The 17122-nt window shown below is 74.9% G+C and carries 14 protein-coding genes; 3 read left to right on the plus strand and 11 right to left on the minus strand.

The genetic code is table 11. From position 1 onward, the window contains the following. Window positions 1-17: 17 nt before the first annotated feature. From ACFVQZ_RS04055 to ACFVQZ_RS04065, 3 genes are all read right to left on the minus strand, one after another. Window positions 18-1052 (minus strand): LacI family DNA-binding transcriptional regulator, encoded by a 1035-nt coding sequence (locus ACFVQZ_RS04055; RefSeq protein WP_383619452.1) that lies wholly within the window; start codon window positions 1050-1052, stop codon window positions 18-20. A gap of 103 nt (window positions 1053-1155) precedes the next feature. Beyond that, window positions 1156-1485 carry a putative quinol monooxygenase gene (locus ACFVQZ_RS04060; RefSeq protein WP_030497476.1) on the minus strand — a complete coding sequence of 110 codons (330 nt, stop codon included), beginning with the start codon at window positions 1483-1485 and terminating at the stop codon, window positions 1156-1158. 46 nt (window positions 1486-1531) lie between these two features. Continuing rightward, window positions 1532-2326, minus strand: a complete 795-nt coding sequence (locus ACFVQZ_RS04065) for an IclR family transcriptional regulator (protein ID WP_383619454.1) — start codon at window positions 2324-2326, stop codon at window positions 1532-1534. Between the two features lie 194 nt (window positions 2327-2520). Between ACFVQZ_RS04065 and ACFVQZ_RS04070 the strand changes: the two genes are divergently transcribed. From ACFVQZ_RS04070 to ACFVQZ_RS04080, 3 genes are all read left to right on the plus strand, one after another. Continuing rightward, entirely contained in the window at window positions 2521-4260 is a 1740-nt protein-coding gene (locus ACFVQZ_RS04070; RefSeq protein ID WP_383619456.1) for a VanW family protein, read from the plus strand. Between the two features lie 131 nt (window positions 4261-4391). Continuing rightward, a complete protein-coding gene (locus tag ACFVQZ_RS04075; protein ID WP_383619458.1) occupies window positions 4392-5429 on the plus strand; it encodes a serine hydrolase domain-containing protein in 1038 nt (345 codons plus the stop codon). A gap of 118 nt (window positions 5430-5547) precedes the next feature. Beyond that, window positions 5548-6993: a glyceraldehyde-3-phosphate dehydrogenase gene (locus ACFVQZ_RS04080; RefSeq protein WP_030497480.1), complete on the plus strand. Its 1446-nt coding sequence runs from the start codon at window positions 5548-5550 to the stop codon at window positions 6991-6993. 81 nt (window positions 6994-7074) lie between these two features. Here ACFVQZ_RS04080 and ACFVQZ_RS04085 read toward each other — a convergent pair whose 3' ends face one another. From ACFVQZ_RS04085 to ACFVQZ_RS04120, 8 genes are all read right to left on the minus strand, one after another. Continuing rightward, on the minus strand, window positions 7075-7791 hold the full coding sequence (locus ACFVQZ_RS04085; protein ID WP_030497481.1) for a GntR family transcriptional regulator: 717 nt from the start codon (window positions 7789-7791) through the stop codon (window positions 7075-7077). An 88-nt stretch (window positions 7792-7879) separates the two neighbouring features. After that, the gene (locus tag ACFVQZ_RS04090) at window positions 7880-8884 is read right to left on the minus strand and encodes a proline racemase family protein (RefSeq protein WP_383619460.1); all 1005 of its coding nucleotides are present in this window, start codon (window positions 8882-8884) and stop codon (window positions 7880-7882) included. 18 nt (window positions 8885-8902) lie between these two features. Continuing rightward, window positions 8903-9802 (minus strand): dihydrodipicolinate synthase family protein, encoded by a 900-nt coding sequence (locus ACFVQZ_RS04095; RefSeq protein WP_383619462.1) that lies wholly within the window; start codon window positions 9800-9802, stop codon window positions 8903-8905. An 81-nt stretch (window positions 9803-9883) separates the two neighbouring features. Next, entirely contained in the window at window positions 9884-11278 is a 1395-nt protein-coding gene (locus ACFVQZ_RS04100; protein WP_383619464.1) for an NAD(P)/FAD-dependent oxidoreductase, read from the minus strand. Beyond that, window positions 11259-11576, minus strand: a complete 318-nt coding sequence (locus ACFVQZ_RS04105) for a (2Fe-2S)-binding protein (protein WP_383619466.1) — start codon at window positions 11574-11576, stop codon at window positions 11259-11261. Before ACFVQZ_RS04105 ends, ACFVQZ_RS04100 begins: the two co-directional genes overlap by 20 nt. Next, window positions 11573-12745 (minus strand): NAD(P)/FAD-dependent oxidoreductase, encoded by a 1173-nt coding sequence (locus ACFVQZ_RS04110; RefSeq protein WP_383619468.1) that lies wholly within the window; start codon window positions 12743-12745, stop codon window positions 11573-11575. The genes ACFVQZ_RS04105 and ACFVQZ_RS04110 overlap by 4 nt, the downstream gene beginning before the upstream one ends. Window positions 12746-12815: 70 nt before the next feature. Further along, window positions 12816-15188, minus strand: a complete 2373-nt coding sequence (locus ACFVQZ_RS04115; RefSeq protein WP_383619470.1) for a collagenase — start codon at window positions 15186-15188, stop codon at window positions 12816-12818. A 228-nt stretch (window positions 15189-15416) separates the two neighbouring features. Continuing rightward, window positions 15417-16871 (minus strand): tetratricopeptide repeat protein, encoded by a 1455-nt coding sequence (locus ACFVQZ_RS04120; RefSeq protein WP_051788316.1) that lies wholly within the window; start codon window positions 16869-16871, stop codon window positions 15417-15419. Window positions 16872-17122: the final 251 nt, after the last annotated feature.

The following is a 17122-nucleotide window of genomic DNA, read 5'->3' on the forward strand; positions in this document are numbered from 1 at the left end:
GCGGTGGGCGGCCGTCGTCAGGAGGATCTGCGGACGACGAGGTCGGTGGGGAGCATCCGGCGGGGCTGGTCGTCGGGCTCGCTGGGGGCGGCGATCTCGGCCAGCAGCAGCCGGGCCATGGTGCGGCCCATCTCCTCGATGGGCTGGCGGACGCTGGTGAGCGGCGGGTCCATGAGGCGGGCGACGGCGGAGTCGTCGACGCCGACGAGGGCGACGTCGTCGGGGACCCGGCGGCCGGCCTCGCGCAGCACGGCCAGGGCGCCGGCCGCCATCACGTCGGAGGCGGCGAAGACGGCGTCGAGGTCGGGGGCGCGGCCGAGGAGTTCCCGCATGGCGCGTCGGCCGCCCTCCTCGGTGAAGTCGCCGGTGGCGACGAGGGCGTCGTCGGCGGGGAGGCCGGCCTCGGCCAGGCCCTCGCGGTAGCCGTCGAGGCGGCAGCGGGCGCCGTACATGTCGAGGGGGCCGGTGATGGTGGCGACGCGGGTGCGTCCGCGGGCGGCGAGGTGGGCGACGGCGGTGCAGCCGGCGCCGGTGTTGTCGGAGTCGACGAAGGCGACCGGCTCGTCCTCGCGGCGGCGGCCGTTGAGGACGGCGGGCAGGCCGAGGGCGCGGACCTGGTCGGGCAGCGGGTCGTCGGCGTGCACGGAGACCAGCAGGACGCCGTCGACGCGCTGGGCGGCGAGGTACTGCTCGAAGCGCTGCCGCTCCTGGTCGCTGCGGATCAGGGTGAGCAGCAACTGTTTGTCGGCGTCGGCGAGTTCGGTGCTGACGCCGCGGATGATGTCGAGGAAGTACGGTTCGGCGAAGAGCCGGGCCTCGGTCTCGGGGACGACGAGGGCGACGGCGTCGGTGCGGCTGCCGGCCAGGGCGCGGGCGGCCCGGTTGGGGACGTAGCCGAGTTCGGCGACGGCCTTCTCGACGGCGGCCTTGGCCTGTGCGCTGACCTTCGGGGAGCCGTTGATGACCCGGGAGACGGTGCCGCGGCCGACGCCGGCGCGGGCCGCGACCTCCTCCAGGGTGGGCCTGCCGGTCTGTCGCCCGCTCACCGCCATCTGCCGCTTCTCCCCTCGGCCCCGGGACCGCCGCCCGCCCGTGCTGTGCGGCGAACCTATCAGGCGGGCGGGCGGGTGCCGGTGGGTTCGGCGAGCGCCGGGATCAGGCGCCGGCGGGGGCGAGCTCCGCCATCGGGCCCCACCCGTCCTGGTCCGACTTCACGTGGATGATCTCGGGGGTGGCGGCGACGGCTCCGGCCATGGCGGCGAGTCCGGCGGTGAAGTGCGCGGAGGCGACGTGGGCGGCGCCGGCCTCCTCGTCGGCGAAGCCTTCCAGGAGGGTGTAGACGTTCGGGTCGTCGACCCCGCGGGACCAGTCGAAGAAGAGGTTGCCGGGCTCGGCGCGGGTGGCAGCGGTGAAGTCGGCGACCAGGTCGGGCCACTGGTCGGCGAGGTCGGGGCGGACGGTGAAGCGTACGGCGATGAAGATCATGCCGTCAGGCTGCGCCGGGCGGCCCGGCGCGGGCCAGGCGGGCCGGTCAGGTTTCCGGCAGGGCCGGAAAGTCCGGCACCGCGCGGGCCAGCGCGGCCCGGACGGCGCCCTGGCGGCGGGCGAAGTCGGCGGTGGGCAGGGAGACGGACAGGGCGTGCACGATGCCGTCGCCGCGGTCGGGCACGGCGACCGCGAGGCAGGTGTACGCGAGGTCGGCCTCGCCGACGGAGACGGCGTAGCCCTGGCCGCGGACGGCGGCCATCTCGGCCTCGAAGCGTTCGGCGCCGGTGATGGTCCGCTGGGTGAAGCGGGCCATGCCGTGCTCGGCGAGGTAGCGGCGGCGCCGGGCGCGCGGCAGGGCGGCGAGGAGCGCCTTGCCGTGCGCGGTGGCGTGGGCGCGGGCCTCGGGGCCGGGGGTGAAGGGGTGGGCGGTGTCGGTGACCGGGGCGGTGGTGTCGACGACGGTGATCAGCCCGTCGCGGTAGGCGGTGTGGTACGCCTCCGCTCCGGTCGTCCGGCGCAGCCGCCCGAGCAGTTCGCCGGTGGGGGCGCCGAGGCCGTGGTGGCGGAGGTGGGCGCGGTGCAGGGCGGGGACCCGGGGCCCGGGCGCGTACCCGTCGGCGGTCCGGACGAGGTGGCCGCGCGCGAGCAGCGGCCCGGCGAGGTGGTACACGGTGGACAGCGAGCAGCCGAGCGTCCGCGCGAGCGCCTTGGCGCTCACGGCCCGTTCCGCGTCGGCCACGAGGTCCAGCAGCTGCAGCGCCCGCTCCACCGACCGCGGGCCGCCGCCGCTCGGGGGCGACGCGGACGGCGGGGAGGGGAGCGGGACGTCGGCGGGCATCCGCCCAGGGTAACCGCGTCCGGCGGGGACGGGCGGGGCGGGTCCGGGGGCCCGGCGCGGGCGGGCGGGCACGCTGGGTGACGGGGACGTTCCGGGGCGTATCATCGCAGGTCAGCACAGCTTTATGTGCATTTGGCACTCTTTCGGCGTACCGTCGTGAGGATCCCCCGTCCCCGACGCACCCGGGAGAGCGTGTGCCCCGCCCCAGGACCGACCATGCCCCGACGACCTCGGCCGGTGACCGCCCACGCCGGCGGACGGCCGTGATCGCCGCGGGTGTCGTCGCCGTCGCGGCGGGCGGGCTGTACGTGGCCGGTCTCGTGGCCACCGGCGACGACATATCCGCCGGCACCCGGGTCGCCGGCGTGGACATAGGCGGCCTGAGCAAGTCCGAGGCCGCCGAGCGGCTGCGGGCGCAGGCGCCCGCCGCGTGGACCGCGCCGATCCCGGTGCGGATCGGCGAGCGGGCGGAGAGCGTGGTCCCGGCCGCGGCCGGACTGTCCGTCGACGCGGAGGCGACCGCCGAGCGGGCCGCCGACCCGTCCAAGGACCCGGTGACCGTCATCGGCCGGCTCTTCTCGCCCGGCGACCGCGAGATCGAGCCGGTCCTCGCCCACGACGCCGCGAAGACCGACGCGGCCGTCGCCGCGCTGGCGAAGGAGAACGACCGGGCCGTCAAGGAGGGTTCGGTGGCGTTCCGGGACGGCAAGGCCGTCGCCACCCGCTCCGTCGCCGGGCAGAAGCTCGACACCGCGAAGGCCGCCGAGGCGCTGCGGTCCGCGTATCCGGCCGCCTCCGGCGCCGCCGCGGTCAGCCTCCCGGTGTCGGTGACCCAGCCGAAGCTGCCCGACGCCGAGATCACCCGCTTCCTCGACGCGTACGCGAAGCCGGCCGTCTCCGGTCCGGTGACGCTGACCGTCGGCGACGAGCGGCTGCGGATCACCCCGGAGACCCTCGGCGACCACATCGCCGTGAAGAAGAAGGACGGGCGGCTGTCCGGTTCCCTCGACACCACCGGCCTGCTGCGCGACCCGGACGTGGCGCGTCCGCTCGCCGCCATGACGGGCGCGCCGGTGGAGGGCACCCTGGGCGTGCGGGACGGCAAGGTCGTCGTGGTGAAGGAGGGCCGGCCGGGCCGCGAGGTGACCGAGCGGGCGCTGGGCACCGCGGTGGAACCGCTGCTCACCCGGACCGGTGACGCGGCCCGTACCGCCGCCGTGGCGACCAAGGTCACGCAGCCGCAGGTGAGTTCGGCCACGCTCGCCTCCCTGGGCCTCAAGGAGCAGATGTCCTCGTTCACCGTGAACTTCCCCACGGCGCCGTACCGGACGGTGAACATCGGCCGGGCCGCCGAGCTGATCAACGGCTCGCTGGTGCAGCCGGGCGAGGTGTGGAGCTTCAACGAGACGGTGGGCGAGCGCACTGAGGAGAACGGTTTCGTCGACGGCACGATGATCCTCGACGGCCGGTACCAGGAGGCGCCCGGCGGCGGCGTGTCCGCGGTGGCGACCACGGTCTTCAACGCGGTCTTCTTCGCGGGCGTGCAGCCCGTCGAGTACGGCGCCCACTCCTTCTACATCGAGCGCTACCCGGCGGGCCGGGAGGCCACCGTCGCCTGGGGCAGCCTCGACCAGCGGTTCCGCAACGACACGGGCAAGCCCATCTACATCGCGGCGAGCGCCACGGACTCCTCGGTGACCATCACCTTCTACGGCACGAAGAAGTACGACTCCGTGGAGGCCGTCGCCGGTCCGCGCACGAACATCACGAAGCCGGAGAAGCGCGAGGCCACCGGCGAGAAGTGCGTGCCGCAGGCGCCGCTGGAGGGCTTCGACATCGCGGTCGACCGCGTCTTCAAGAACGGCGGCGAGGAGGTCAAGCGGGAGACCTTCAAGACCCACTACACCCCGCGCGACGAGGTCGTCTGCAACTGACGCCGGCCGCCGGCCGCCCGCCGTGCCTCCCCGCGGGCGGCCCGCCCGGAACGGTGTCCTCCCCGTCGCGGGCGGGCATGCATCCCGGGTGCGGCCGGACCGGGCCGCTCCGAGCCCTGCCGGAGGCGTCCGTGGCGGAGCGCAGCGAGGTTCCCCCCTACGCCCGGCTGCTCGCCGGGGCGGTCCGCGACGGCGTGTGCCCGGGGGCCGTGTGGGCGGTCGGTGACGCCGCCGGCACCCGCTCGGCCGGCGCGGTCGGCCTGCTCGACCCGGCGCGCCCCGAGGAGCCGGTCCGCCCGGACACCCTCTACGACGTCGCCAGCCTCACGAAGATCCTCTCGGTCTGGGCGGTGACCGGGACCCTGGTCGACGCCGGGAAGCTGGACCTGTCCGCGCCGCTCGGCACCTTCTGGCCGGCGGCGGCCGGCCGGCCCGTCGGCGCGGTCACCGCGCACCACCTGCTCACCCACACCGCCGGGATGCCGCTCCGGGCCAATCTGCGCTTCCTGTACGGCTCCGACCCGCAGGACGTCCGGGACGGGGTGCTCGCGGAGCCGCTGCGGCACCCGCCGGGCGCGGCCGTCGCGTACACCGACCGGGCGGCGCTGGTGCTCGGCTGGCTGGCCGAGCACCTGACGGGCCGGCCGCTGGCCGCGCTCGCGCGCGAACGGGTCTGGGGGCCGCTCGGCATGCGCGACACCCGCTGGGGTCCGCTGCCGCCCGCGGAGGCGGCGCGCTGCGCGCCCACCGAGTACGACGAGGAGACCGGCCGGCACCTGCGGGGCACGGTCCACGACTTCTCCACCCGGCTCCTCGGCGGGGCGTGCGGGATCGCCGGCGTCTTCACCACGGCCGGCGACACCGGCCGCTTCCTGCGCGGGGTGCTGTCCCCGCCGCCCGGCACCTTCTCCGCCGCCTGGACGGCCGCCTCCCTGCGCGTCGGCACCGGCGCCCTCGCCCCGCCGCGCGGACTCCTGTGGCACCCGGCGCCCGGCACCGGGCCGGCCGACGACGTCTGGGCCCACTTCGGCTTCACCGGCACCGCGATGTGGGTCTCCCCCGCCCGCGCGCGCTGGGCGGTGCTGCTCACCAACCGCCTGTACGTGACCCGGGACCCGGCGCCGCTGGCGCGCGTCCGGGAGGCCTTCCGCGCGTACGCCTTCGCCTGACATCCCCCGGCCGCGACCCGCGAGTGTGAGCTGGGGGACAGACGTTCGGGCCCCCTTGTGGGGGCCGAGGACCCCCGGGTTACCATATGAGCGCCGTCTAGCTCGAAAGATAACTCTTGTGACTGTCAATGATGACTCGTTCACCAGCTGGAAGAACCGTGAGGAGATCGCGGAGTCGATGATCCCGATCATCGGGAAGCTGCACCGGGAGCGGGACGTCACCGTCCTGGTCCACAGCCGCTCCCTGGTGAACAAGTCGGTCGTCAGCATCCTCAAGACGCACCGCTTCGCCCGCCAGATCGCCGGCGAGGAGCTCTCGGTCACCGAGACGCTGCCTTTCCTGCAGACGCTCACCACGCTCGACCTCGGCCCGTCGCAGATCGACATCGGCATGCTCGCCGCCGAGTACAAGGCCGACTCGCGCGGCCTGACGGTCGAGGAGTTCACCGCGGAGGCCGTCGCCGGCGCCACGGGCGAGAACAAGATCGAGCGCCGTGACGGCCGGGACGTCGTCCTCTACGGTTTCGGCCGCATCGGCCGCCTCGTCGCCCGCCTCCTCATCGAGAAGGCCGGTTCGGGCAACGGCCTGCGCCTGCGCGCCATCGTCGTGCGCGGCGGCGGCGAGCAGGACCTCGTGAAGCGCGCCTCGCTGCTGCGCCGGGACTCGATCCACGGCCAGTTCCAGGGCACGATCACGGTCGACGAGGCGAACGGCACGATCGTCGCCAACGGCAACACGATCAAGGTCATCTACGCCAACGACCCCTCCGAGGTCGACTACACGGCGTACGGCATCGAGAACGCCATCCTGATCGACAACACCGGCAAGTGGCGCGACCGCGAGGGCCTGTCCAAGCACCTGCGCCCCGGCATCGACAAGGTCGTCCTGACCGCGCCCGGCAAGGGCGACGTGCCGAACATCGTGCACGGCGTCAACCACGACACCATCAAGCCGGACGAGCAGATCCTGTCCTGCGCCTCCTGCACCACCAACGCCATCGTCCCGCCGCTCAAGGCGATGGACGACGAGTACGGCGTGCTGCGCGGTCACGTGGAGACCGTCCACTCGTTCACGAACGACCAGAACCTGCTGGACAACTACCACAAGGCCGACCGCCGCGGCCGTTCCGCGCCGCTGAACATGGTGATCACCGAGACCGGTGCCGCCTCGGCCGTCGCGAAGGCGCTGCCGGAGCTGAAGGCCCCGATCACGGGCAGCTCGATCCGCGTCCCCGTCCCGGACGTCTCGATCGCCATCCTCAGCCTGCGCCTGGGCCGCGAGACCACCCGCGACGAGGTCCTGGAGTACCTGCGCGACGTGTCGCTGCACTCGCCGCTGAAGCGCCAGATCGACTTCACCACGGCCCCCGACGCCGTCTCGATGGACTTCGTCGGCTCGCGCCACGCCTCCATCGTGGACGCCGGCGCGACCAAGGTCGACGGCGACAACGCGATCCTGTACCTGTGGTACGACAACGAGTTCGGCTACTCCTGCCAGGTCATCCGGGTCGTCCAGCACGTCTCGGGCGTCGAGTACCCGACCTTCCCGGCCCCGGCGGCCTGATCTCCGCCCGCACCGGAACGCGCGAACGGCGCGCCGCGCTCCCCGGGGGGAGGGCGGCGCGCCGTTCGCGTGCCCGGGGGTTCAGCCCTTGCGCACGGAGCGCAGCGCGCCGGCCGCCGGCTCGACCGGCTCGTCACGGGCCTCGGCCCACAGCGAGCGGACGTGGCCGAGGTGGCGCATCATGCACGCCTCGGCGCCGGCCCGGTCGCGGGCGATCATCAGGTCGAGGAGTTCGACGTGCTCCTCGGCGGAGGAGACCAGCTTGCCGGCCTCGTCCAGACCGGTCAGGCCGTAGAGGCGGGACCGCTTGCGCAGGTCGCCGACGGTCTCCACCAGCCGGTCGTTCCCGGACAGGCCGAGGAGGGTGAGGTGGAACCGCCGGTCCGCCTCCAGATAGCCGATCAGGTCGTGCTCCCGGGCGCTGACGACGATCTGCTCGGCGAGCGGGCGCAGCGCCTCCAGCTGCTCGGCCGTCGCGGTCTCGGTGACCCGGCCGACGGTCGGCACCTCGATGAGCATGCGCAGCTCGGTGCACTGGTCCAGCTCGCGCTCGCTGACCTCGGTGACCCGGAAGCCCTTGTTGCGCACCGGTTCCACCAGGCCCTCGCGGGCCAGGTCGAGCATGGCCTCGCGCACGGGGGTGGCCGACACGCCGAGCTCGGCGGCGAGGCCCGGGGCGGAGTAGACGGACCCGGGCTTCAGCTCACCGGCCGTCAGGGCGGCGCGCAGCGCGTGGCCCACCTGGTCGCGGAGCCGCTCCTGGGCCTTGATGAGACTGTGCTGCTTCAGGTCACCCACGCCGTTCACCCACGCCGTTCCTCCGAGAATCCGCAGGCGCCCAGCGTACAATGTCACGTTTCTCACCCGGGGCGGGCCGGTGGAGCGGTCACAGCAGGAAGCCGGCGGGGAAGGGGTCGGTGGGGTCGAGGAAGTACTGGGCGGTGCCGGTGATCCAGGCGCGTCCGGTGACGGTGGGGACGACGGCGGGCCGGCCGCCGACGGTGGTCTCGGCCACGAGCCGGCCGGTGAACTCGGTGCCGATGAACGACTCGTTGACGAAGTCGGCGTCCAGGGCGAGCTGTCCGCGGGCGTGCAGCTGGGCCATCCGGGCGCTGGTGCCGGTGCCGCACGGCGAGCGGTCGAACCAGCCGGGGTGGATGGCCATGGCGTGCCGGGAGCGGGTGGCGCCGGAGCCGGGGGCGGCGAGGTAGACGTGCTTGACGCCGGCGACGGCCGGGTCCTCGGGGTGGACGGGCCGGTCGTCGCCCGCGTTGATCGCGTCCATGATCGCCAGTCCGGCGGTGAGCAGATCGTTCTTGCGGGCGCGGTCGAAGGGGAGGCCGAGGGCGTCGAGTTCCACGAAGGCGTAGAAGTTGCCGCCGTAGGCGAGGTCGTAGGTGACGGTGCCATGGCCGGGGACCTCGGTCTTGAGGTCGAGTCCGGCACTGAAGGCGGGGACGTTGGTGAGGGTGACGGAGCGGGCGGCGCCGTCCTCGACGCGGACGGCGGCGGAGACGATGCCGGCCGGGGTGTCGAGGCGGACGGTGGTGACCGGTTCGGTGACCGGGACCATGCCGGTCTCGACGAGGACGGTGGCGACGCCGATGGTGCCGTGGCCGCACATCGGGAGCAGGCCGGAGACCTCGACGAAGAGGACGCCGTAGTCGGCGTCGGGGCGGGTGGCGGGCTGGAGGATCGCGCCGCTCATGGCGGCGTGGCCGCGCGGCTCGTACATGAGCAGGGTCCGCAGGTCGTCGCGGTGCTCCGTGAAGTGGAGGCGCTTCTCGGCCATGGTGGCGCCGGGGATCACCCCCACTCCGCCGGTGATCACCCGGGTGGGCATGCCCTCGGTGTGGGAGTCGACCGCGTGGTAGACGTGTCGGGTGCGCATGGGCTGGGTCTCCCCTGGTCAGCGGAGTCCTTCGGCGAGGACCTTCTCGGTGGCGGCGCGGACGGCGGTCGCGGCGGCGCCGGTGAGCGGCAGGCGCGGCGGGCGGGTGGGGCCGCCGGGGCGGCCGGCGAGGTCCATGGAGAGCTTGATGGCCTGGACGAACTCGGTCCTGGAGTCCCAGCGGTAGAGGGGATGCAGGGCCTTGTAGAGCGGCAGCGCGGTGGCGAGGTCGCCGGCGACGGCGGCGCGGTAGAGGGTGGCGGCGGACTCGGGCAGGGCGTTGGGGTAGCCGGCGATCCAGCCGACGGCGCCGGCGAGGGCGAGTTCCAGGAGGACGTCGTCGGCGCCGACCAGGAGGTCGAGTCCGGGGGCGAGTTCGGCGATCTCGTAGGCGCGGCGGACGTCGCCGCTGAACTCCTTGACGGCGACGATGTTCCCGTCGGCGTGGAGGCGGGCGAGGAGGGCCGGGGTGAGGTCGACCTTGGTGTCGACGGGGTTGTTGTAGGCGACGACCGGCAGCCCGGCCCGCGCGACCTCGGCGTAGTGGGCGCGGACGGCGTCCTCGTCGGCCCGGTAGGCGTTGGGCGGCAGGAGGAGGACGGAGCCGGCGCCGGCCTCGGCGGCCTGCTCGGCCCAGCGGCGGGACTCGGCGGAGCCGTAGGCGGAGACGCCGGGCATGACGCGGGAGCCGTCGCCGGCGGCCTCGACGGCGGTGCGGACGACCGCGGCGCGTTCGGCGTCGGTGAGGGTCTGGTACTCGCCGAGCGAGCCGTTGGGGACGACGCCGTCGCAGCCGTGGGCGAGGAGCCACCGGACGTGTGCGGCGTAGGCGTCGAGGTCGACGGAGAGGTCGGCGCGGAGCGGCAGGGCGGTGGCGACCATGATGCCGTGCCAGGGGCGGGTGCGGGTGTCGGGCATCGTGACGTACTCCTTTGTAGTGTGTGACATTTTATTGAGCGGCGTACGGCGGCCACAAGGGCGCGGCGGCGCGAAAAGGGTCTATTCGGCGGGGAGTTCGGCGAGGTCGCCCAGGCGGACGGGGCAGGCCAGCGGGCGCCGGTCGGGCGCGGGCGCGCCGCCGGCCAGCGCGGCCACGGCCGGGCCGCACATCCGGCCCTGGCACCAGCCCATCCCGGCCCGCGTCAGCAGCTTGACCGTGCGCGCGTCGGTGGCGCCCAGCTCCTCCACCGCCTCGCGGACGCGCCCGGCGGGCACCTCCTCGCAGCGGCAGACGGCGGTCTCCTCGCGGAGCCAGCCGGTCCAGCCCGCTCCGGGCCGGTGCACGGCGCCCATGGCGTCGGCGAAGGCCCGGAGCCTCGCGCGGCGCCGCGCGAGGGCGGGCGGCGCGGGCCGCCGCGCGATCGAGTGGGCCGCGATCTCGCCCTCGGTGAGGGCCAGTTGAGCGCCGCCGACGCCGCCGGTCTCGCCCGCCGCCCACACGCCCGGCACCGAGGTGCGCAGGCCGGGGGTGAGGGCGAGGGCGACGGTGCCGTCGGCGGCGGTGCGGGTGGAGCAGCCGAGGGCGGTGGCGAGGGAGAGCTCGGGGACCAGGCCGTGGCCGACGGCGAGCGCGTCGCAGGGGATGCGCCGGGCGGTGCCGGGGACGGGCCGCCAGTCGCGGTCGAGCCGGGCGACGGTCACCGCCTCGACCCGGTCGGTGCCGTGCGCCTCGACGACGGCGTGCCGCAGCAGCGGGCGGACGTGGTGGCGGAGCAGCGCGCCGCCGTGGCGGGCGCCTTCGGCGAGCTTGGCCGGGTTGCGCAGCAGGGCGCCGGTGTGGCGGGCGTACGGCGCGTACCCGGCGGCCTCGACGACGGCGGGAACGCGGGCGCCGGCTGCGGCGAGCGAGGCGGCGACGGCCAGCAGCAGCGGCCCGCTGCCGGCGACCACGACCCTGCGCCCCGGGAGGACGAGGCCGCTCTTGAGCATGGCCTGGGCTCCTCCGGCGCCGACGACGCCGGGCAAGGTCCAGCCGGGGAACGGGAGCTGGCGTTCGTACGCCCCGGTGGCGAGGAGCACTGCCCGGGCGCGGACGGGCGCCGCGGCGGTCTCGTCGGTGCGGGAGTGGACGGTCCAGTCGGTGCCGGAGCCGGTGACGCTCCACACCTGATGACAGGCCAGATGACGTACGCGGCCCGCTCGTTCGTACGCGCGGAGCTCGGCCTCGCGGCGGGCGAAGGCGTCCCAGTCGTGGTGCAGGGCCTGCGGGCGGGTGGCGCCGAGGGCCGGGTCGGGGTGGCGGTAGTACTGGCCGCCGGGGCGGGTGCCCGCGTCGAGCAGGGTGACGGTGAGGCCGAGCGCGGCGGCGGTGACGGCGGCGGCGAGCCCGGCGGGCCCGGCGCCGACGACGGCGAGGTCGGTGCGGGCGGCGGGGTCAGACGGCGAGGTCGTCATGGCCGGTTCCCTCCTGGCTGGTGACGAGGCCGCCGGGGCGGGCGGGGACGAGGCAGGCGCGGCGGTTCGGGGTGCCGTCGACGGTGACGAGGCAGTCGAAGCACTGGCCGATCCCGCAGAAGGCGCCGCGCGGTTCGCCGCCGTGCCGGGTGGTGCGCCAGGCGAGGATCCCCGCGCCCCAGAGGGCGGCGGCGACCGTCTGGCCGGCGGCGGCCGGGATCTCCCGCCCGTCGAAGCGGAAGGTGAAGGTCTCCTGCGGCGCGCCGCCGACGAGGGCGCGCGGGGTGCGGTGGCTCAACTCTGCTCCTGGAGAGGGGTGTCCACGGGCCCGGAGGCGCGGTCGGGGCGGAACGGCCGGGGGTCGAGCGGCGGCGCGGCGCCGGTGAGGGCGGCGGCGACGAGGACGCCGGTGGCGGGGGCGAGGCCGATGCCCGCCCCCTCGTGGCCGCAGGCGTGGTGGAGGCCGGGGACGCGCGGGTCGGCGCCGATCGCCGGGAGGTGGTCCGGGAGGTACGGGCGGAAGCCGTGGTACGCGCGGAGCACCTGCACGCCGGCGAGGACCGGGAAGAGCGCGGCGGCCTGGGCGGCGAGCCGGCGCAGCGCCTCGGTGGAGAGCGTGCGGTCGAAGCCGACGCGTTCCCGGGTGGCGCCGATGAGGACGGGCCCGCCGGGGGTGCCCTCGACGACGGCGGAGGACTGGAGGGCGGCGGAGCCGCTGGCGACGTCCGCGATGTAGTCGGCGGCGTACACCTTGTGGCGGACGACCCTCGGCAGGGGTTCGGTGACGAGGACGAAGCCGCGGCGGGGCAGCACGGGCAGGTGGGCGCCGGCGAGCCGGGCGACCTCGCCGCCCCAGGTGCCGGCGGCGTTGACGACGGCGGGGGCGAGGAGTTCGCGGCGGGCGGTGCGCACCCCGCGGACGGCGCCGGACGGGTCGCGGAGGATCGCGGTGACCTCCTCGCCGAGGTGGAGCGCGGCGCCGGAGGCGGCGAGCAGCCGGGCGGCGGCCTGCGCGGGCTGGACCTGGGCGTCCTGCGGGTAGTGGAAGCCGCCGGCGAGGCCGGGGGCGAGATGGGGTTCGAGGTCGGCGAGCCGGTCGGCGGGGATCTCGGCGGCGTCGACGCCGGCCGCCCGCTGGCCCTCCGCGAAGGTGCGGAGGGCCGTGAGGGCGGGCTCGTCGGGCGCCACGACGAGCCCGCCCTTGGGCTCGTACTCGGTCTCCGGCGGGAGTGTCGCGGAGAGTGCGCGCCAGAGTCTCGTGGACAGCAGCGCGAGGTCGAGCTCGGGGCCCGCCTCCTTGTCGGAGACGAGCAGGTTGCCTTCCCCGGCGCCGGTGGTGCCGCCCGCGACGGGACCGCGGTCGACCACGGCGACGGTAAGTCCCGAGCAGGCCGCGTAATAGGCGCACGCGGCACCGACGACGCCCGCGCCGATGACCACGACGTCCGGGGAGTGTCTCCTGGGCACGACAGTAAGATGTCACATTCTTCTAGGGGTGCCCAGGGGGTGCGGCCCCCTGGGCGCGGGGACGGTGCGGTCAGCTGCGCAGCGGGCCTTCGCAGCGGAAGTCCGAGGTGCCGGCGACCTTGTTGGGCCAGATCTCGACCGGGCCGAAGCTGCAGTTCATGTCGGCCAGGTTGTTCAGCGCCACGCCCGCGCGGTCGAGGAGGAAGTAGTCGACCGTCTCGGACATGTCCTTGAAGGTGCGGTCGTCACTGGCCGCGTCCGTCAGGTTGGCGGTGATCCGGCCGGTGCAGACGAAGCGCCGCTTGCCGGGCTCGCCGTTCTCGCCGCAGGCCGGGGTGTTGTACGTGGCGTTCGCGAAGGCCGTCCGCACGGCGGCGACGGTCGAGGCGGTGAGCTGCGCGTTCGGCGTGAAGGTGGTGTTCGGCACGAAGAGCCGGTCGACCTGGGCGATCTGCGCGTCCAGGAAGCGGTCGTACGCCTGCTGGAGCGCCGCGTCGGAGCTCAGCCGCTCCCGCCAGGCGTCGTAGCCGGCGACGTCGTCGGCGCGCAGCCGGGTGTACATCTCGCGGATCAGCGAGGGGCGTTCGGTCCACAGGAACGTGAAGAAGGTGCCCGCGTAGTCGTAGAAACGGAAGCCGTCGCCGTCGTAGGTGGCGTGCAGGATCTGCCGGACGGTCATGCGCGGGCCGCCGCCGGCGGTGTCGTCGATGATGCCGCGGACCAGCGACTTGCGGACGGCGATGCCGTCGTCGCGGGTGGCGCCGTCGAAGAACTCGGCGGTGCCCTCGTCCATGAAGGTGGTGCGGTCGCCCTGGTACCAGGGGCCCTGGCCGAAGAAGCCGGGGACGGCGAAGCGGCCGTTGAGGTAGTGGGTGTACTCGTGGCGGAACAGCTCCTCCAGGGTGAGGGAGGAGTCCTGCGGGACGCGGCGCTGGTACGTGTAGAAGGTGGCGCCGTTCTCGATGTAGATGCCGCCGTTGTCGGTGTCGTACCCGGTGAGGATCGGGTGGTAGTTCTCGTAGTCGGCCCGCGAGCCGTACAGGACGATGTTCAGGGTGGTGTTGGGGTCGCCGGCCAGCGGCTGCTCGCTGCCGACCACGCGGTGGAACTGCGCCTTCACCTGCTTGCTCGCGTAGTAGAGCTGGTCGACGGTGGCGCGGTCGAGGCCGGTGCGGACCTTGAGGGCGGCGCCGGTGCCGGTGTCGTAGGTGTAGGTGTACGGGAAGATCCGGGCCTCGATGTCGGCCTTGCAGACGCGGTACGGGGCGCAGGCGTCGTAGAAGTTCAGCCAGGAGACGATCTTGGCCCAGGGCTGGCTGCCGGAGCCCCAGGCGGACTCGACGGGGCCGATCAGCGCGCCGAGGTCGGCGACGATGCCGCCGCGCAGGCCGGCGACCTCGCCGAAGCGGCCGTACTCGCTCAGCGCGTCGCGGACGACCCACGCGTTGGCGGTGCCCTTGAGGTGGGTGTGGCCCGCGAACGCCTTGAAGACGGCGCGGTAGGCCGGGTCGGCGGCGACGGCCGCGTGGAAGGCGGCGTCCTGGTTGCCGGAGTGGATGCCCAGGTAGTTGACGGAGAGCGCGGCGAGCGCGGCGCCGGCCCAGGTCGGGTCCCGGTGGGTGGCGGGGTGTGCCGGGTCCATGGTGGCGAGCACCTTGGTGATGAGGCCGAGCTGGTGCTGGCGCAGGCCGGGGGCGCTGCCGGCGTACAGTGCCTCGCGGAGGGTGCGGGCATTGGACGCGGTGACGTCGAAGGTGCGGGCGGCGGAGCCGAAGGCGGCGATGGCGCGGCGGACGGCGTCGACGGTCGGGGCGTCGGTGATGTCGATCTCGGGGCGCGAGAAGTCGTGGTAGGCGACCGCGTGGAGGTAGGTGAACATCTCCTCCAGGTGGGAGGAGTTGCGGCCGTCGTGGGTGGCGGCCAGGGCGGATATGCGCTGGGCGACGGCCTGCACGTGGGCGTCGGACATCACCCGCGCGAGGCGCGCGTCCCAGGTCCAGATCAGGCCGTTCAGACAGCCGTCGGCGGTGACGGCGGGGTCCGCGAGGAAGTCGGCGAACGCGGTCGGGGAGAGCCCGGCGACCCCGTCCAGGGTGCACGGGACCCCTGCCACGAGGGTGGTGGCTGCGGGGGCGGCCTGCTGCTCGGCCGTGCCCTTGGCGCTCTTCTCGGCCTGGCCGGGGACGCGGGCCCGGGTGTCGCCGGTGCCGCCGGGGGCGGGGGCCGGGGCGGGCTTGGCCGACCGTGCGTTGGCGAATCGTTCCACCTCGTCGAAGGGGTGCGGCTCGGCGGCGGGCGCGAAGGCGCCGGGCAGGGCCGCGCCGGCGGCGCGCGGCGCGGGCGCCTCGGCGGCCTGGGTCGCGGCCTGGCCGGCGGAGGCCACCAGGGTCACCGCGATCGCGGTGGCGAGGAGGGAGGAGCGCACGACTCTGTGCTGGGACACGAGGTCTCCTGGATGAGGGTGGGGATGAGGGGGGTTGGTGCGGCCGATCGGCGGAGCCTGAACGGGAGGTGACGGACAGACGACCACCGCGCGAGGTGTAACATAGTAATGTGAAATTGCACTGACAACCCTTGTGCACGGGTCAGTTGCGCCGGCCTGGCGTCCGCCTCCGCGAGGGAACGCGGGGAGGCGGACGCCAGGCCCCTCATCCGGGACCGAATGGGCCGCTCAGCGGCGTGCGTTCGGTACGGTTCCGAGCCCGGGCGCCGCCGGTCGCAACCCCTTCACCGCACCCGCCGCCCGCTCCCGCGCCACCGCCGCGAGCGCCGCGTCGCCGAGCGCGTCGGCCAGCCGGGCCCGCCCCAGCAAGGTGTACGGACTGTCCGGGCGCAGCCCGTCCCGCTCGCTCAGCAGCAGCCGCGCCCGGTCGTGGTCGCCGGCGGCGAGCGCCGATTCCAGCAGCGTCCGCTGCACGGCGTCCCGCTGGGCGTGACTGCCCCCGAAGACCTGGATCCGGCGCCGTACCGGCCACAACAGCTCCACCACGGCCGCGTGGTCGCCCTTCCCGTGCGCCACCAGCGCCTCGCAGACGGGCAGGCCGACCTCGGCCGTCATCGCGTGGTTGGCGACCGTCCGCCGCTCCGCGCCGCCCTCGGCCAGCCAGCGCCGGCGGTCGGCCACCAGCGCCTCCGCCTCCGCGATCCGGTCCGCCCCCACGTAGGCCATCACCGCGTGGGCGTCGTTGAAGGCGTAGAACGGCGGGTCGGCCCGCCCCGCCCACGCGTCGGCGAGCCGCGCCCAGCGCTCCGGCTCCTCCCGCCCGGCCAGCCGCAGCCGCCACAACAGCGCGGCGGCGTCGAGGAGTTCCATCGCGAGACCGGCCGACTCCGGAGGGTGGACGGCGGCGTCGTAGACGCGCAGCGCGGTCTCCTCGGCGCCCGCCTCCAGGCAGAACAGGGCGTAGTGCCACCAGTTGTGCACGGTCAGGTAGTTGCCGCGGGTCCAGTCGTCCGTCCGCGCGTCGAGGAAGGCCACCCCCTCGGCGACCCGGCCCTGCATCTCGTACGTGTGGGTGACGGCGTGCACGGCCCACACGTCCGCCGGATGCCGCTCGACCGCCGCCAGTCCCACCTCCTCCGCGCGCCGGTAGTGCCCGCACTCCTCCAGGCCGAACGCGTACATGCCGTGCAGCGGCCCCCAGGCGGGGTCCGCCCTCCCCCACGCGGACAGGGCGCCGCCGATCCGGTCCCGCAGCCGGACCGCGTCCCCGGTGAGGAAGTCCAGCTGGTGCCCGGCGAACAGTGCGAGCACGTCCCTCGGGTACGCCAGCGACAGCTCCTCCAGCAGGTCGCCGGCCCCGTGCAGGTCCCCCGCGAGGCAGGCCCCGGCGGCGGCCAGATGGAGCCGTTCGCGTGCGGGCAGGGCGCTCGTGTCGCGGTCGGCGAGATACCGCCCGAAGCGTGTGCGGGCCGCCGCGGCGGCGGTGTGTTCGGTGCCCAGCACCCCCAGATAGACGGCGAACGCCTGGGCGTCGGGCGATGCGGGACTGGCCGCGAGCGCGTCCTCGACGGCCCCGGAGACCTCGGGCCGGAAGAAGAGCAGGGCCTCCACGGCCCGGTCCAGGTGCGCGGCCCCCTCGGGCGTGCAGGCGTGCAGGGTGGTGCCGTGACGGTCGGTCGCCAACGCGGTTCCTCACCTCGGTTCCTCGGTACTGCGACGGGTGCGTGCCGGGCCGGGCGGGGCGGGGCCTCCTCCCGCCGGCACCGGGAGCGTGCCCCGGCCGCGGTCGCCGCACTCCCTCCGCGCCCCCGCGCGCCCCGTCCGGGCGCGGGCCGTCCCTGGGGTGCCGGTCAACGGCCGCGCCACCGGGCCGGGTTGTGGCAGAGTGCGGCGCGGGGCCCGCGACCCGGGAGGGGGACGGGCGGGACGGCTGG

The organism is Streptomyces sp. NPDC057854 (genome assembly GCF_042797055.1).
Classification (GTDB): domain Bacteria; phylum Actinomycetota; class Actinomycetes; order Streptomycetales; family Streptomycetaceae; genus Streptomyces.